The 16,329-nt window shown below is 67.0% G+C and carries 13 protein-coding genes and 1 pseudogene; 7 read left to right on the top strand and 7 right to left on the bottom strand.

Annotation, left to right across the window (positions count from 1 at the left end; translation table 11 throughout):
• Positions 1-29: 29 nt before the first annotated feature.
• Together ubiA and ACPTTF_RS03495 are read right to left on the bottom strand one after the other, a co-directional pair.
• Complete coding sequence (gene ubiA, locus ACPTTF_RS03500; RefSeq protein ID WP_166956820.1) at positions 30-902, bottom strand: 4-hydroxybenzoate octaprenyltransferase; 873 nt, start codon at positions 900-902, stop codon at positions 30-32.
• A gap of 253 nt (positions 903-1,155) precedes the next feature.
• A pseudogene (locus ACPTTF_RS03495) lies at positions 1,156-1,582 on the bottom strand (Dps family protein).
• Between ACPTTF_RS03495 and ACPTTF_RS03490 the strand changes: the two are divergent.
• Entirely contained in the window at positions 1,514-1,708 is a 195-nt protein-coding gene (locus ACPTTF_RS03490) for a hypothetical protein (protein WP_423371901.1), read from the top strand. The pseudogene ACPTTF_RS03495 and the gene ACPTTF_RS03490 sit on opposite strands and share 69 nt — an antisense overlap.
• Before the next feature lie 72 nt (positions 1,709-1,780).
• On the opposite strand, the gene ACPTTF_RS03485 is transcribed toward ACPTTF_RS03490, so the two are convergent.
• The 5 genes from ACPTTF_RS03485 to recG all read right to left on the bottom strand — a co-directional run bounded on the left by ACPTTF_RS03485 (position 1,781) and on the right by recG (position 8,287).
• Positions 1,781-1,933, bottom strand: coding sequence for a hypothetical protein (locus ACPTTF_RS03485; RefSeq protein ID WP_164462530.1), 153 nt, complete (start codon positions 1,931-1,933; stop codon positions 1,781-1,783).
• Between the two features lie 102 nt (positions 1,934-2,035).
• Positions 2,036-4,222 carry a catalase/peroxidase HPI gene (gene katG / locus ACPTTF_RS03480; protein WP_423370273.1) on the bottom strand — a complete coding sequence of 729 codons (2,187 nt, stop codon included), beginning with the start codon at positions 4,220-4,222 and terminating at the stop codon, positions 2,036-2,038.
• 120 nt (positions 4,223-4,342) lie between these two features.
• Entirely contained in the window at positions 4,343-4,471 is a 129-nt protein-coding gene (locus tag ACPTTF_RS03475; RefSeq protein ID WP_279573914.1) for a hypothetical protein, read from the bottom strand.
• 394 nt (positions 4,472-4,865) lie between these two features.
• The gene (locus ACPTTF_RS03470; RefSeq protein ID WP_193094719.1) at positions 4,866-5,825 is read right to left on the bottom strand and encodes a LysR substrate-binding domain-containing protein; all 960 of its coding nucleotides are present in this window, start codon (positions 5,823-5,825) and stop codon (positions 4,866-4,868) included.
• A gap of 125 nt (positions 5,826-5,950) precedes the next feature.
• A complete protein-coding gene (gene recG / locus ACPTTF_RS03465; protein WP_423370272.1) occupies positions 5,951-8,287 on the bottom strand; it encodes an ATP-dependent DNA helicase RecG in 2,337 nt (778 codons plus the stop codon).
• Positions 8,288-8,454: 167 nt separating this feature from the next.
• On the opposite strand from recG, the gene queA reads away from it, so the two are divergent.
• From queA to ACPTTF_RS03435, 6 genes are all read left to right on the top strand, one after another.
• A complete protein-coding gene (gene queA, locus ACPTTF_RS03460; protein WP_423370271.1) occupies positions 8,455-9,522 on the top strand; it encodes a tRNA preQ1(34) S-adenosylmethionine ribosyltransferase-isomerase QueA in 1,068 nt (355 codons plus the stop codon).
• Positions 9,523-9,673: 151 nt separating this feature from the next.
• Complete coding sequence (gene tgt / locus ACPTTF_RS03455; RefSeq protein WP_166956810.1) at positions 9,674-10,870, top strand: tRNA guanosine(34) transglycosylase Tgt; 1,197 nt, start codon at positions 9,674-9,676, stop codon at positions 10,868-10,870.
• Positions 10,871-11,103: 233 nt separating this feature from the next.
• Positions 11,104-11,427 (top strand): preprotein translocase subunit YajC, encoded by a 324-nt coding sequence (yajC, locus tag ACPTTF_RS03450; protein ID WP_048250795.1) that lies wholly within the window; start codon positions 11,104-11,106, stop codon positions 11,425-11,427.
• Positions 11,428-11,533: 106 nt separating this feature from the next.
• A complete protein-coding gene (gene secD, locus ACPTTF_RS03445; protein WP_166956808.1) occupies positions 11,534-13,555 on the top strand; it encodes a protein translocase subunit SecD in 2,022 nt (673 codons plus the stop codon).
• Positions 13,556-13,571: 16 nt separating this feature from the next.
• Entirely contained in the window at positions 13,572-14,522 is a 951-nt protein-coding gene (gene secF, locus ACPTTF_RS03440) for a protein translocase subunit SecF (protein WP_069247171.1), read from the top strand.
• Between the two features lie 204 nt (positions 14,523-14,726).
• Complete coding sequence (locus ACPTTF_RS03435) at positions 14,727-16,325, top strand: S41 family peptidase (protein WP_423370270.1); 1,599 nt, start codon at positions 14,727-14,729, stop codon at positions 16,323-16,325.
• The last annotated feature ends 4 nt before the right edge of the window (positions 16,326-16,329 follow it).

Genomic DNA, 16,329 nt, shown 5'->3' with positions numbered 1-16,329 from the left:
TGGGCATCGCGCGCCGGCGCGCGGGCGCTTCAGTTGCCCGCCAGCCCCGCCAGCAGGTAATGCGCGGCGATCCCCGCGAACAGCACGCCGCCGAGCCAGTTGTTGTGCCGGAACGCGGCGAAGCACGGCATCCGCTCGCGGCCCTTGATCAGCGTGTAGTGATACAGCGCGCAGCCGACCGCCGCCGCCCAGCCGGCCCAGTACGCGAGGCCGAAGCCGAGCGTCACGCCGATCCACACGTAGATGCCGAGCGTCGCCGCATAGCACGCCATCACGGCCGTGACGTCGAAGCGGCCGAACGTCAGCGCGGACGTGCGGATCCCGATCTTGATGTCGTCGTCGCGATCGACCATCGCGTATTCGGTGTCGTACGCGACCGACCAGAAAATGTTCGCGACCAGCATCACCCACGCGATCGTCGGTACCGTGTCCTGCACGGCCGCGAACGCCATCGGGATGCCGAAGCCGAACGCGATGCCGAGATACGCCTGCGGAATCGCGAAGAACCGCTTCATGAACGGATACGAGCCCGCGACGAACAGCGCGACGACGGACAGCTCCTTCGTCAGCGTGTTGAGCGGCAGGATCAGCAGGAACGAGATGAATGCGAGCCCGACCGCGATCGCAACGGCCTCCCACGCACGGATCTTGCCCGACGTCAGCGGCCGGTCGGCCGTGCGCTTCACGTGGCGGTCGAAATCGCGGTCGGCGTAGTCGTTCATCGCGCAGCCGGCCGAGCGCATCAGCAGCGTGCCGAGCGAGAAGATCACGAGCAGCGGCCAGCGCGGATGGCCGTCGGACGCGATCCACAGCGCGTTGAGCGTCGGCCACAGCAGCAGCAGGCTGCCGATCGGCTTGTCCATCCGGACGAGCCGCAGATACAGGGGAAAGCGGGCAAGCATGGCGAAGCACCGGGAAGATAACCCCGGCATTTTAGAGCCGAGCGGTGCTTCGCGTCATGTCGGGGCGGCCCATGGCCGGCGGCTGCCTGACGCCAGCGTGCCGCCAGCGCCCGCCACACCTGGCCGAGCCGCACCACACATCAATCAAGGGACAGAGCCAGCGCACCGGCCTCGTCACGGCCCGATGCGTGCGGATCAATCAGGGCCGGAGCGGTGTGCGCGGGCTTCCGCCAGCCAGTCGCGCGTTGCATGCCTACGCGAGCAGCGACCGCAACATCCACGCGGTTTTTTCATGAATTTGCAGGCGCTGCGTCAGCAGATCAGCGGTCGGCTCGTCGCTCGCCGCATCGGCAAGCGGAAAGATCGCGCGTGCGGTACGCACGACGGCCTCGTGCCCTTCGACGAGCTGGTGGATCATGTCTTCGGCCGCCGGCACGCCATTCGCTTCCGGCACCGACGACAGTTTCGCGAAATCGCCGAAGGTACCCGGCGCGACGACGCCGAGCGTACGAATGCGTTCGGCAACCGAATCGACCGCGAGCCACAATTCGTTGTACTGCGCCTCGAACATCAGGTGCAGCGATGTTGAACATCGGGCCCGTGACGTTCCAGTGGAAATTGTGGGTCTTCAGGTACAGCGTGAACGTGTCGGCGAGCAGGTGCGACAGGCCTTCAGCGATCTTCTTGCGGTCCTTGTCGCTGATGCCGATGTTGATCCGGGCAGCGTGATTCTTCCTGACCATGTTCCGGACTCCTTATTCAACGAATCAGAGCAACGAAAGCGAATCGGATTACCTGCCTATTGATACCGTACTACCGACACTGCACCACCCGCATGCATGGCTCGCCACTGCAACGTGGCGCGTGAAACGCCGCGCTCAGGCGGCCGCGATCGCGTGCAGCGCCTGCGACACCAGTTCGGCCGCACCGCCGATGACGATCGCGGATCCGACGACGTATCGCGCGATCTCGGCCGGCGCCCGCACCTTCGGCGCCAGTGCAGCGCGCATGTTCTGCATCATTTGCGTCATGATCACCACTCCTTCAACAAAACTCAGAATCTGAAAAAAACGGCCGGTCGGACGACCGGCCGTTTCCCGTTACTGCGTCGCCGCACTACTGCACGGCGATGCTCACGCGAGGTCGAAGCGGTCGAGGTTCATCACCTTGTTCCAGGCCGCGACGAAGTCGCGTGCGAACTTCTCCTTCGCGTCCCCGCTGCCGTACACCTCGGCCAGCGCACGCAGTTGCGCATGCGAGCCGAAGATCAGGTCGACACGCGTGCCCGTCCACTTGACCTTGCCCGTCGCACGATCGCGTCCTTCGAACACGTCGTTCGCGGCCGACACCGGCTTCCATTCCGTGCCCATGTCGAGCAGGTTCACGAAGAAGTCGTTCGTCAGCGCTTCCGGACGATCGGTGAACACGCCGTGCTTCGCGTCGCCCGCATTCGCACCGAGCACGCGCAGGCCACCGACCAGCACCGTCATCTCGGGCGCGCTCAGCGTCAGCAGTTGCGCCTTGTCGACCAGCAGCGCCTCGGCCGGCGTCTTGTACGCGTGCTTCAGGAAGTTGCGGAAGCCATCCGCGACCGGTTCGAGCACGGCCATCGCTTCGATATCAGTCTCTTCCTGCGTCGCATCCGCGCGGCCTGGTGCAAACGGCACCGTCACCGCGACGCCCGCGTTCTTCGCAGCCTGCTCGACGCCGGCCGCACCGGCCAGCACGATCAGGTCGGCGAGCGACACCTTCTTGCCGCCCGTCTGCGCGTCGTTGAACGCCTTCTGCACGCCTTCGAGCGTCGCGAGCACCTTCGCGAGTTCAGCCGGACGGTTCACTTCCCAGTCCTTCTGCGGGGCCAGGCGGATACGCGCACCGTTCGCGCCACCGCGCTTGTCCGAGCCGCGGAACGTTGCAGCCGACGCCCATGCGGTCGACACGAGCTGCGACACCGACAGGCCCGATGCGAGCACCTTCGCCTTCAGCGAGGTGATGTCGGCATCGTCGATCAGCTTGTGGTCGACGGCCGGGATCGGGTCCTGCCACAGCAGATGCTCGGCCGGCACTTCCGGGCCCAGATAGCGGGCACGCGGGCCCATGTCGCGGTGCGTGAGCTTGAACCATGCACGCGCGAACGCGTCTGCGAACTCGGCCGGGTTCTCGTAGAAGCGGCGCGAAATCTTCTCGTAGGCCGGATCGAAGCGCAGCGACAGGTCCGTCGTCAGCATCGTCGGGCGATGCTTCTTCGACGCGTCGAACGCATCCGGGATCACGTCGCCGGCATCCTTCGCGACCCACTGGTGCGCGCCGGCCGGGCTCTTCGTGAGCTCCCACTCGTAGCTGAACAGGTGCTTGAAGAAGTCGTTGCTCCACTGCGTCGGCGTCGACGTCCACGTGACTTCGAGGCCGCTCGTGATCGCATCCTTGCCCTTGCCCGTGCCGAACGTGCTCTTCCAGCCGAGACCCTGCTCTTCGAGGCCCGCGGCTTCCGGCTCGGCGCCGACGTTCGAGGCCGGACCGGCGCCGTGCGTCTTGCCGAACGTGTGGCCGCCCGCGATCAGCGCGACCGTTTCTTCGTCGTTCATCGCCATCCGCGCGAACGTCTCGCGGATGTCGTGCGCGGCGGCGACCGGGTCGGGGTTGCCGTCCGGGCCTTCCGGGTTCACGTAGATGAGGCCCATCTGCACGGCGGCGAGCGGGCTTTCGAGGTCGCGCTTGCCCGAGTAGCGGCTGTTCGGGCCGCCGCTCAGTTCCAGCCAGATCTTTTCCGAACCCCAGTAGACGTCGTCCGGTTCCCACGTATCGACGCGGCCGCCGGCATAACCGAAGGTCTTGAAGCCCATCGATTCGAGCGCGACGTTGCCGGTCAGGATCAGCAGGTCGGCCCACGAGATGTTGCGGCCGTACTTCTGCTTGATCGGCCACAGCAGCCGGCGTGCCTTGTCGAGGCTCACGTTGTCAGGCCAGCTGTTGAGCGGCGCGAAGCGCTGCTGCCCGCCGCCCGCGCCGCCGCGGCCGTCGGCCGTGCGGTACGTGCCGGCGCTGTGCCAGGCCATGCGAATGAACAGGCCGCCGTAATGGCCGAAGTCGGCCGGCCACCAGTCCTGCGACGTCGTCATCAGCGCGTGCAGGTCCTTCTTCACCGCCGCGAGGTCCAGCTTCCCGAACGCTTCCGCGTAGTCGAAATCCTTGTCCATCGGATCGGACAGCGCCGAATGCCGGTGGAGGATGTTCAGGTTCAGCTGATTCGGCCACCAGTCCTTGTTCGTCGTGCCGCCACCAGCGGTATGGTTGAACGGGCACTTCGTTTCGTTCGACATGCGATTTCTCCTTGGCTTGCTCGTATGACTCCACCGGTTCGCTCCGGCGGCATGCCGGGCGCGGCGGGTGGAGTGTCATTGCGGGGATGGGAAACGGAACAGGTTGGTCCTCCTGTCGTACTACGGGATGTCGTGCGTGGCCTGTAACGCGCGCTCCCGCTGCGGTGCGCCGCAGGCGGGACGCTCGGGGAACCGGCTGCCGGCAGGCGTCGTGCCGGCGCTGCGGGCGGTATTCCAGCTTTCGGACATGCGATGCTCCCTCATGGCTTGACGGCGGGTGAATCGGGGGAACACTGAACCGGCGCGCGGTGGCGTTCAGCCACCATACACACGATCCGCCAGGTACGCGAACGCAATCGGACGCAGGCTGCGAACCGCCGCCCTGGCGCGATGTACGACCGCGTCGCGCGACGGGATGTTCCGCTGCGCGTGCTGCAATACCGATCGCATCATGACATCCTCCCTTGGCGCTTGCACTCAACGTGCGGATCAGTCGTCGGCATGACGCCGACCCATGTAGAGGATTCTATATACGTCTATTGATTAATTGAATTTGATTAATTTCATCTATGCGATAGAGAAAAATAAACGGGGTCGCAAGACCCCGTTCATCGTGCTGCCACACGCGCATGCGCCAGCGTGCTCAGTTCATCGTCGCCGGCATGTCGAGCTTCGCGACGCCCGGCAGCACGCACGCGGAAATCGCGTCGCTGATCGCGTCGATCGCGGGCATCCGCGTGAAGCTCTTGCGCCACACGAGCACCACGCGGCGGTCGGGCACCGGCTCGTTGAACGGCACGTACGACAGCAGCTCGGCATCGGGGCCGTTCGCGCGCGGGCCGACTTCGGCGACCGACATCCGCGGCAGCACCGTGATGCCGACACCGCTCGCGACCATGTGGCGGATCGTCTCGAGCGACGAGCCCTCGAAGGTCTTCTGGATGCCGTCGGCCGTCTGCGAGAAGCGCATCAGCTCCGGGCACACGCCGAGCACGTGATCGCGGAAGCAGTGGCCGTTGCCGAGCAGCAGCATGGTTTCCTGCTTCAGGTCCTCGGCGTCGATCTCGTCGCGCTTCTCCCACGGATGGCCGGCCGGCAGCGCGACGACGAACGGTTCGTCGTACAGCGGGCGCACCATCAGGCCGGTTTCCGGAAACGGCAGCGCCATGATCGCGGCGTCGATCTCACCCTGCTTCAGCAGTTCGAGCAGCTTGAGCGTGTAGTTTTCCTGCAGCATCAGCGGCATCTGCGGGACACGCTGGATCATCTGCTTGACGAGCGTCGGCAGCAGGTACGGCCCGATCGTGTAGATCACGCCAAGGCGGAACGGACCGACCAGCGGATCCTTGCCCTGCTTCGCGATCTCCTTGATCGCGAAGGTCTGCTCGAGCACGCGCTGTGCCTGCGTGACGATCTGGTCACCGATCGGCGTTACGCTCACTTCGCTCGCGCCGCGCTCGAAAATCTGCACGTTGAGCTCGTCTTCGAGCTTCTTGATCGCCACCGACAGCGTCGGCTGGCTCACGAAGCATGCTTCGGCCGCGCGGCCGAAATGCCGTTCGCGCGCGACCGCGACGATGTATTTCAATTCAGTCAGCGTCATTGTGGGTCAATCAGAGATATACAGGCGATAGGTTTAATTTATACACCCTGTGGCACCGGTTCGCCAAGTTTCTCTGCATCGGAATGCGTCGAACGGCGGTTTTAAATCCGGCCCCAACCCGCGGATCAGGCCTTCAGATACTGCTCTCGCGCACCGAGCCAGCGCGCGAGATGCTGCGTAACGATCTCGGGATACGCGGCAATCAGCCGCGTCGCGGCGTCGCGGGCCGGGTCGATCAGCCAGCCGTCGGTCTCGAGGTTCGCAAAGCGCAGCATAGCCGCGCCCGACTGGCGTGCGCCGAGGAATTCGCCGGGGCCGCGGATCTCGAGGTCGCGCCGCGCGATCTCGAAGCCGTCGGTCGTCTCGCGCATCGTCTTCAGCCGCTCGCGGCCAGTCAGCGACAGCGGCCCCGTGTACAGCAGCACGCACACCGACGCGGCGGTGCCGCGCCCGACGCGGCCGCGCAGCTGGTGCAGCTGCGCGAGGCCGAAACGCTCCGCGTGCTCGATCACCATCAGCGACGCGTTCGGCACGTCGACGCCGACTTCGATCACGGTCGTCGCGACGAGCAGCTGCACGTCGTTGCGCGTGAACGCCTCCATCACGGCGGCCTTGTCGGCCGGCGACAGCCGGCCGTGCACGAGCCCGACTTTCAGCTCGGGCAGCGCGGTGGCCAGCGTCTCGTAGGTCTCGACGGCCGTCTGCAGTTGCAGCGTCTCGCTCTCCTCGATCAGCGGGCATACCCAATACACCTGACGCCCGGTCAGCGCGGCCTCGCGCACGCGGGCGATCACCTCCTCGCGCCGAGCATCGCCGACGAGGCGCGTCAGCACGGGCGTGCGGCCCGGCGGCAGCTCGTCGATCGTCGAGACCTCGAGATCCGCGTAATACGTCATCGCGAGCGTGCGCGGAATCGGCGTGGCCGACATCATCAACTGGTGCGGCTGGAAGTCGCGCGCGCCGTTGGCCGCGTTCGCAGCCTTCGCGCGCAGCGCGAGACGCTGCTCGACGCCGAAACGGTGCTGCTCGTCGACGATCACGAGGCCGAGCCGCGCGAATTCGACCGTGTCCTGGATGATCGCGTGCGTGCCAATCACGAGCTGCGCGGTGCCGAGCGCGGCCGCCTCGATCGCCGCGCGCTTCTCCTTCGCCTTCAGGCTGCCCGCGAGCCACGCCACCGTGACGCCGAGCGGCTCGAGCCATGCGCGCAGCTTGCGCGCGTGCTGTTCCGCGAGGATTTCGGTCGGCGCCATCAGCGCGGCCTGGTAGCCGGCGTCGATCGCCTGCGTGGCGGCCAGCGCCGCGACGACCGTCTTGCCGCTGCCGACGTCGCCCTGCAGCAGGCGCTGCATCGGGTGCGCGAGCGTGAGGTCGTGCGCGATCTCGTCGACGACGCGCGCCTGCGCGCCCGTCAGCGTGAACGGCAGCGCGGCATAGAGCCGGGTCGTCAGCGCATCGGCATCGCTCGCGGTGCGGCGCGGCATCGCGGGCGCCGCGCGCGTGCGGCGCTCCTCGTGCGCGCGCTTGAGCGACAGCTGCTGCGCGAGCAGCTCTTCGAACTTGATGCGCGTCCACGCCGGATGCGAGCCGTCCATCAGCGCGGCTTCGTCGGAATCGACGCGCGGGTGGTGCAGGATGCGCACGGCCTGCTCGAGCGTCGGCACGTCGAGCGGCTTCAGGTAATCACGCTGGATCTCGGGCGGCAGCAGCTCGGGCAGCGGCGTGCGCTCCACCGCGTTCTCGATCGCCTTGCGCAAGTACGCCTGCGACACGCCGGCCGTGCTCGGATAGACGGGCGTGAGCACCTGCGGCAGCGGCGCATCCGCTTCGACGACGCGCACCGCCGGATGCACCATCTCCATCCCGAAGAAGCCGCCGCGCACGTCGCCGCGCACGCGCAGCCGCTGGCCGACGGCCATCTGCTTGACCTGCGACCCGTAGAAATTCAGGAAGCGCAGCACGAGATGCTCGCCGTCGTCGTCCTGGATCTTCACGACCAGCTGGCGGCGCGGCCGGAATGCGACCTCGTTGTCGAACACGACGCCTTCGGCCTGCGCGATGCCGCCCGGCAGCAGCTCGCCGATCGGCGTGAGCGTGGTTTCGTCCTCGTAGCGCATCGGCAAATGCAGCACGAGATCGATCGAGCGCGTGAGGCCGAGTTTCGCGAGCTTGTCGACGGTCTTCACCGGCTTGTCGGCGGCAGGCTTCTTCTTGCGCTTCGCGCTGGCTGCACCGGCCGCGCCCGCTTCATCGCTCACCGCGGCGCCATCGGCATCGGCATCGGCATCGGGCGCGGCGGCCGCCGGCTGCGCGAGCCGGCCGTCGGCGCCGCGCTTCGGGCCGGCACGGCGCGGCACGGCGCGCGGCGCCGCATCTTGCACGGGCGGCGCGGCATCCTCCGCGTCGAACGGATCGGCGGAATCGGCAACGGCGGCGGGGGAACGGCGTGGTGACACAGGCATCGGATCGTCTGGGTGCTTCGCAAGGCAAGTACAATAGCGGCTTTCACGTCGTCCGAACGAACGACGCCGGCCAGGCCGCGCATCCCGTCATCATAGCGGCTCGCGCGCCCCATTTACGCGTTTCCGCCCTGCCGGCGACGCCCGCCGGCCGCTTCGAACCAGCCCGCATGTTCACGCTTTCCGATTTCGATTTCAATCTGCCGCCCGAGCTGATTGCACAAACCGCGCTGCCCGATCGCACCGCGAGCCGCCTGCTCGAGGTCGACGGCACCGTCGCGCCCGCGCGCCTCGTCGACCGCCATTTCGCCGAGCTGCCGTCGTGCATCGCGGCCGGCGACCTGCTCGTCTTCAACGATACCAAGGTGCTGAAGGCGCGTTTCTTCGGCCAGAAGGCCAGCGGCGGCAAGATCGAGGTGCTGATCGAGCGCGTGACCGGCACGCACACGGCGCTCGCGCAGATCCGCGCGAGCAAGTCGCCCGGTGCCGGCACGAAGCTGCGTCTCGCCGATGCGTTCGACGTGACCGTCGGCGAGCGCGTCGAACCGTTCTTCACGCTGAACTTCCCCGCGCCGTGCCTCGAGCTGATCGAGCAGTTCGGCCGCCTGCCGCTGCCGCCCTATATCGAGCACGATCCCGATTCGACCGACGAGACGCGCTACCAGACCGTCTACGCGAGCAATCCGGGTGCGGTCGCCGCGCCCACGGCCGGGCTGCACTTCGACCAGCCGATGCTCGACCGGCTCGACGCGATGGGTGTCGAACGCGCGACGCTGACGCTGCACGTCGGCGCCGGCACGTTCCAGCCGGTGCGCGTCGACAACATCGCCGAGCACAAGATGCACAGCGAGTGGTACGACCTGCCGCAGTCGCTCGTCGACAAGATCGCCGCGACCCGCGCGCGCGGCGGCAACGTGATCGCGGTCGGCACGACGTCGATGCGCGCGCTCGAAGCCGCCGCGCGCGCGGCCGACGAAGCGGGCCGCCCGCTCGCGGCCACGCAGGCCGAGACCGACATCTTCATCACGCCCGGCTATCGTTTCCGCGTGGTCGACCGGCTCGTCACGAACTTCCACCTGCCGAAGTCCACGCTGCTGATGCTCGTGTCCGCATTCGCGGGCGTCGAGACGATCCGCGCCGCGTACCGGCACGCGATCGAGCAACGCTACCGCTTCTTCAGCTACGGCGACGCGATGCTGCTCACGCGGCGCGACACGCCGGAGACGCCGCCCGCGTAAGCGCGGCAGGCGCGACGGCCCGCATGCAACGGGGCCGCCGTTCGTCCGTCGCGCGCTACGATGGCGCGTCCCCTTTTTCCCCGTCGCCGGACTGCCGGCGGCGTTTCCAACATGCGCCGGACTGTTTTCCGGTAGCGAGGAGAATAACGCGATGACCGAAGGTTCATCCCACGATACGCACGATACGCACGCCCCCGTGCAGGACCGCCCGGCCAACGGGCTCGAATTCGAACTGCTGACGACCGACGGCCATGCGCGCCGCGGCCGCGTGAAGCTCAACCACGGCGTGGTCGAAACGCCGATCTTCATGCCGGTCGGCACGTACGGCACCGTGAAGGCGATCCAGCCGCGCGAGCTGCACGAGATCAAGGCCCAGATCATCCTCGGCAACACGTTCCACCTGTGGCTGCGCCCGGGCCTCGACACGATCGACGCGCACGGCGGGCTGCACGCCTTCATGGGCTGGAACAAGCCGATCCTGACCGACTCGGGCGGCTTCCAGGTGTTCTCGCTCGGCGACCTGCGCAAGATCACCGAGGACGGCGTCACGTTCGCGTCGCCGATCAACGGCGACAAGCTGTTCCTGTCGCCGGAAGTGTCGATGCAGATCCAGAAGGTGCTGAACTCCGACGTCGTGATGCAGTTCGACGAATGCACGCCGTACGCAACCGACGGCGTGCCGACCACGCACAAGGAAGCGGCCGACTCGATGCGCATGTCGCTGCGCTGGGCGAAGCGCTCGCTCGACGAGTTCAACCGGCTCGGCAACCCGAACGCGCTGTTCGGGATCGTCCAGGGCGGGATGTTCGAGGACCTGCGCGACGAATCGCTCGCCGGCCTCGCGGAACTCGGCTTCCACGGCCTCGCGATCGGCGGGCTGTCGGTCGGCGAGCCGAAGGAAGACATGATGCGCGTGCTGCGCCACGTGGGCCCGAAGCTGCCGGCCAACAAGCCGCACTACCTGATGGGCGTCGGCACGCCGGAGGACCTGGTCGAGGGCGTCGCGAACGGCGTCGACATGTTCGACTGCGTGATGCCGACCCGCAATGCGCGCAACGGCTGGCTGTTCACGCGCTTCGGCGACGTGAAGATCCGCAACGCGACGCACAAGAACTCGCTGAAACCGCTCGACGCGAGCTGCACGTGCTACACGTGCCAGAACTTCTCGCGCGGCTACCTGCATCACCTGCACCGCGTCGGCGAAATTCTCGGCGCGCAGCTCAACACGATCCACAACCTGCACTACTACCTGCAACTGATGAGCGAGATCCGCGAGGCGATCGAGACGCACACGTTCGACGCGTTCCGCCAGCGCTTCGCGGAGGATCGCGCGAGAGGCGTCGACTGACGGGCCGGCCGCCCGCGCCGCGGCCCGTCACATGGGACGTGTACTAAATAATGCGTCCCAACTGTCGAATCCGACCGCCAAATATTACAATTGCCTTTCCAAACGAGTCGCAACGGTACCGGTTCGCGCTTTAACAGCTTGATCCGAAAGCGCATTTGCCAAGCCGTTTGCACATGGGGCCGGTGGTAGAATAACCGGCTTATTTTTCGATCTTCCCCTACGGAGAGACCAACGTGCCGTTCATTTCCAATGCCTTCGCGCAAGGTGCCGGTGGCGCCGAATCGAGCCTGATGAGCTTCCTGCCGCTCATTCTGATGTTCGCCGTGCTCTACTTCATCATGATCCGTCCGCAGATGAAGCGTCAGAAGGAGCACCGCAACATGCTCTCGGCCATGGCCAAGGGCGACGAAGTCGTCACGAGCGGCGGCCTCGTCGGCAAGGTGACGAAGGTCACCGAAGGCTACATCGGCGTCGAGATCGCCGAAGGCACCGAAATCACCGTGCAGAAGGCTGCGGTCACGACCATTCTGCCGAAGGGCACGATCAAGTCGCTGTAAGCCCTTCACCGAGCGTCCGGCTCCCCGCGCCGTGCCCGCCTGAGAGAGCGGGCCGCCGCGGCGCCGGACGCGACGCTTTCACGCCAACCACCCGTTCGGCTCCCTCATGAATCGTTATCCACTCTGGAAATATGTCGTGATGGTCGTGGCGCTCGCCATCGGCCTTCTGTACACATTGCCCAACTTCTTCGGCGAAGCGCCGGCGGTGCAGGTGTCGAGCGGCAAGGCCACGGTCAAGCTCGACTCGACCACGCTGACCCAGGTCGAATCGGCGCTCGCGTCCGCGCAGATCACGCCGGACGACGTCACCTTCGAGAACACGGCGACCAACGCGAACATCCGCGTGCGCCTGAAGGACACCGATACGCAGCTGCGCGTCAAGGACCTGCTGCAGAAGTCGCTGAATGCCGACCCGAACGATCCGCAGTACGTCGTCGCGCTGAACCTGCAGAGCGCGTCGCCGCGCTGGCTGACCTCGCTGCACGCGCTGCCGATGTATCTCGGCCTCGATCTGCGTGGCGGCGTCCACTTCCTGCTCCAGGTCGACATGACGGGCGCGCTCACGAAGAAGCTCGATTCCGACGCGTCCGACGCGCGCACGCTGCTGCGCGACAAGAACATCCGCGACGGCGGCGTGAGCCGCGTCGACCAGTCCGTGGTCGTCAATTTCAGCGATGCGCAGACGGCGGAAGACGCCCGCAAGGTGCTCGCGCTGTCGATCACCGAACTGCAATGGGCGACCCAGCCCGGCGGCGGCGGCACCCAGGTCGTCGGCACGTTTACGCCGGCCGTGCAGAAGTCCGTCGAGGACGCCGCGCTCAAGCAGAACCTGACGACGCTCCACAACCGCGTGAACGAACTCGGCGTGTCCGAGCCGATCCTCCAGCAGCAAGGTAGCGACCGCATCGTTGTCGAGCTGCCGGGCGTGCAGGACACCGCGAAGGCGAAGGACATCATCGGCCGCACCGCGACGCTCGAGGCGCGCCTCGCCGATCCGATCAACACGCACCCGAACCCGAACGACCCCGTTCCGCCGGGCGAGGAGCTGTTCACGCAGGGCATCCAGGCGCCCGTGCTGCTGAAGAAGGACGTGATCTTCACCGGCGACCGCATCATCGATGCATCGGCCGGCTTCGACGAACACCAGCGTCCGTCGGTCAACATCCGCCTCGATTCGGCGGGTGGCCGCTCGGTGCGTGCGGTGTCGCGCGAGAACATCGGCAAGCCGATGGCGATGGTGCTGTTCGAGAAGGGCAAGGGCGAAGTGCTGACGGTCGCGACGATCCAGTCGGAACTCGGCGACCGCTTCCAGATCACGGGCCAGCCGACGCCGCAGGCCGCAGCCGACCTCGCGCTGCTGCTGCGCGCCGGTTCGCTCGCCGCGCCGATGGACATCATCGAGGAACGCACGATCGGCCCGAGCCTCGGCGCCGACAACATCAAGATGGGCGTCCACTCGGTGATCTGGGGCTTCTGCGCGATCGCCGTGTTCATGATCGCGTACTACATGCTGTTCGGCGTGGTGTCGGTGATCGGCCTGTCGGTGAACCTGCTGCTGCTCGTCGCCGTGCTGTCGCTGATGCAGGCCACGCTGACGCTGCCCGGTATCGCCGCTATCGCGCTCGCGCTCGGTATGGCGATCGACTCGAACGTGCTGATCAACGAGCGCGTGCGTGAAGAACTGCGCGCCGGCCAGCCGCCGCAGACCGCGATCCAGGCCGGCTACGCGCATGCATGGGCGACGATTCTCGACTCGAACGTCACGACGCTGATCGCCGGCCTCGCGCTGCTCGCGTTCGGCTCGGGCCCGGTTCGCGCGTTCGCGATCGTGCACTGCCTCGGTATCCTGACGTCGATGTTCTCCGCGGTGTTCTTCTCGCGCGGGATCGTCAACCTCTGGTACGGCGGCCGCAAGAAGCTGAAGTCGCTCGCGATCGGCCAGGTGTGGAAGCCGGAAGGCGCCGCTGCCGCCGCATCGTTCACCGATGCGGACGATTCCACCGACACCGCGCGTGCCGCGAAGCTCGCCGCGCCCGCGAAGGGCAACGCGCCGCGCACCGGCAAGCCGCAGCTGCGCAACCGCGCGCAGCAAGGCGTGTCGCCGAAGAAACCGGGCTCGACCCAATAAGGCCCCGGAGAAGACCATGGAATTTTTCCGCATCCGTAAAGACATTCCGTTCATGCGGCACGCGCTGGTGTTCAACGTGATCTCGCTGGTCACGTTCCTCGCCGCCGTGTTCTTCCTGTTCCACCGCGGGCTGCACCTGTCCGTCGAATTCACCGGTGGTACGGTGATCGAGGTGCAGTACCAGCAGGCCGCCGAACTCGAACCCGTGCGCGCGACGCTCGGCAAGCTCGGTTACGCCGACGCGCAGGTGCAGAACTTCGGCACGTCGCGCAACGTGCTGATCCGCCTACAGCTGAAGGAAGGCCTCACGTCCGCGCAGCAGAGCGACCAGGTGATGGGCGCGCTGAAGGCACAGAGCCCGGATGTCACGCTGCAACGCGTCGAGTTCGTCGGCCCGCAGGTCGGCCGCGAGCTCGCGACCGACGGCCTGCTCGCGCTCGCGTGCGTCGTGATCGGCATCGTGATCTACCTGTCGTTCCGCTTCGAGTGGAAGTACGCAGTGGCGGGCATCATCGCCAACCTGCACGACGTCGTGATCATTCTCGGCTTCTTCGCGTTCTTCCAGTGGGAGTTCTCGCTGGCGGTGCTCGCGGCGATCCTCGCGGTGCTCGGCTACTCGGTCAACGAGTCGGTCGTCATCTTCGACCGGATCCGCGAAACGTTCCGCCGCGAACGCAAGATGAGCGTGCAGGAAGTGATCAACCACGCGATCACGACCACGATGTCGCGTACGATCATCACGCACACGTCGACCGAAATGATGGTGCTGTCGATGTTCTTCTTCGGCGGCCCGACGCTGCACTACTTCGCACTCGCGCTGACGGTCGGCATCATGTTCGGCATCTACTCGTCGGTGTTCGTCGCGGGTTCGCTCGCGATGTGGCTCGGCATCAAGCGCGAAGACCTGATCAAGGAAAAGAAGTCCGCGCACGATCCGGACGATCCCAACGCTGGCGCGCAGGTTTAAGCGCTACGCTGCTTCGGCACAGACGAAAAGCCGGCCCGGTTGGGCCGGCTTTTTTTTGCCCGCGCCGCCGGCGCGCATCGCGCAGCTCGCTCGCCCTGCCCCGTCACGCGCGTCGGCTACAATCGTGACCGTCCCGCCGCGCCGCACGCCGGCCGCGCGTCGGCGGGACAGCACCTTCGCCCTCCGTTCCAACGTGCGGTCCCGATGATGCCTCCCACGCGTGTCGTTGTTCGCCTTGCCGTTTGCGCAGCCGTCACGGCCGCGCTCCTGCCATGCGCGTCACCCGTCGGTGCGCAACAGCCGGCATCCGCCCCGCCCGCTTCCGCACCCGCCGCCTCATCCGCCTCATCCGCCTCATCCGCCTCGTCCGCCTCGTCCGCCTCGTCCGCCTCGCCCGCCACCGCCCGGCCGCCTTCGCCCTGCCCGCCCGACTGGGAGCCGCAGATCTGCGAGCTCAAGGCGGCGGTGGAAGTCCTGAAGCGGCAGCACCTGACCGACGTCGACATCGGCGCGCTGCTCGACGCAACGACCCACGCGGGAATCAAGACGCTGCCGTACGCGCGGTTCTTCGATACGAAAGAGGAGCAGGAGCGGCGAGAAGACGAACGGCGCGCGCGCGACGGCACGCCCGGCATCGGCATCGTCTTCGAGACGCGGCCCGACGGGCTGCACATCGTCGACGTAATTCCCGACGCGCCCGCGGAAAAGGCCGGCTTGCGCCCCGACGATCTCGTCGTCTCGATGAACGATACGAGCGTCGTCGGCATCGACGCCGGCGATCTGACCCGACTCGCCAAGGGCGACGCGGGTGTGCCGCTGAAACTCACGGTACAGCGCGGCCCGTCACACGCGATGCTGAGCTTCGCGCCCGTGCGGGCGATCATCAAGCCGCATCCGGCGACCGCGAAGCGGCTCGGCGGCGACATCCTGTACACGCGGCTGTCGAGCTTTCCGGAACCGGCGGTCGGCGACTACATCGACGCGGTGCAGGCCGCCCGCCGCGCGGGGCCGCCAGTGAACGGCCTGATTCTCGACCTGCGCATCAACGGCGGCGGTGCGCTCAACGCAGCGATCGGCATCACCGCGCTGTTCGCCGGCCGCGATCGCACCGCGATGGTGACGGTCGAGCGCGGCGACACACATCGCCGTCGCTATACGACCAACTGGCCCGACTATGAACTGCCCGTCATGCACGGGCAGGATCCGCTCGCGCCGCTGCAGGCCGACGACTGGTGGCGCACCGTGCCGCTCGTCGTGCTCGTCGACGGACAAAGCGCGTCGGCCGCCGAAGCGACCGCGGCCGCGCTGAAGGATCTCGGCCGCGCGAAGCTGCTCGGCATGCCGACCTACGGAAAGGGGCTCGCGCAGACGGGCGTCGACCTGATCGACGGCACGCGCCTGAATTTCACGTTCGCGCGCAACCTGCGGCCGAACGGTTGCCCGATGGACGGCTACGGCGTCGTGCCGGACTGGCTCGTGCCGCCGCGCCGCGACTCGGACGTCGATGGCGTGCTGCTGTGGTACCGGGAAGCCGATCTCGCCCGCGCGCCGTATGCGGACCGGCTGGCGCCCGATCCGTTCGCGAAGGTGCGCAAGGAGCGGCAGAAGCTGCGCGAGCAGCGCGCGCTTGCGAAGATCGATACGGCGAAGAGCGCGGCGCTGCCGCAGCGCGAGTTCGGTACGGCAACCGACTGGCAGCTCGAGCAGGCGCTTGCCGCGCTCGCGGGGCGGACGGTGCGCACCGTCGACGCGCCGACACGGCTGATGCCCGCGCAGCCCGTGTGCGAGCGCGCCGGCAGCTGACGCG

This window comes from Burkholderia crassaminum, assembly GCF_964265005.1.
In the GTDB taxonomy this organism is placed as follows: domain Bacteria; phylum Pseudomonadota; class Gammaproteobacteria; order Burkholderiales; family Burkholderiaceae; genus Burkholderia.
The sequence above is the reverse complement of the archived record's forward strand: the minus strand, read 5'-3'. Positions and strand labels throughout refer to the sequence as shown.

Coding starts and splice junctions, on each gene's coding strand:
- ubiA (WP_166956820.1), bottom strand. CDS start 902: ATGCTTGCCCGCTTTCCCCTGTATCTGCGGCTCGTCCGGATGGACAAG.
- ACPTTF_RS03485 (WP_164462530.1), bottom strand. CDS start 1,933: ATGACGCAAATGATGCAGAACATGCGCGCTGCACTGGCGCCGAAGGTG.
- katG (WP_423370273.1), bottom strand. CDS start 4,222: ATGTCGAACGAAACGAAGTGCCCGTTCAACCATACCGCTGGTGGCGGC.
- ACPTTF_RS03475 (WP_279573914.1), bottom strand. CDS start 4,471: ATGTCCGAAAGCTGGAATACCGCCCGCAGCGCCGGCACGACGCCTGCC.
- ACPTTF_RS03470 (WP_193094719.1), bottom strand. CDS start 5,825: ATGACGCTGACTGAATTGAAATACATCGTCGCGGTCGCGCGCGAACGG.
- recG (WP_423370272.1), bottom strand. CDS start 8,287: ATGCCTGTGTCACCACGCCGTTCCCCCGCCGCCGTTGCCGATTCCGCC.
- queA (WP_423370271.1), top strand. CDS start 8,455: ATGTTCACGCTTTCCGATTTCGATTTCAATCTGCCGCCCGAGCTGATT.
- tgt (WP_166956810.1), top strand. CDS start 9,674: ATGACCGAAGGTTCATCCCACGATACGCACGATACGCACGCCCCCGTG.
- secD (WP_166956808.1), top strand. CDS start 11,534: ATGAATCGTTATCCACTCTGGAAATATGTCGTGATGGTCGTGGCGCTC.
- secF (WP_069247171.1), top strand. CDS start 13,572: ATGGAATTTTTCCGCATCCGTAAAGACATTCCGTTCATGCGGCACGCG.
- ACPTTF_RS03435 (WP_423370270.1), top strand. CDS start 14,727: ATGATGCCTCCCACGCGTGTCGTTGTTCGCCTTGCCGTTTGCGCAGCC.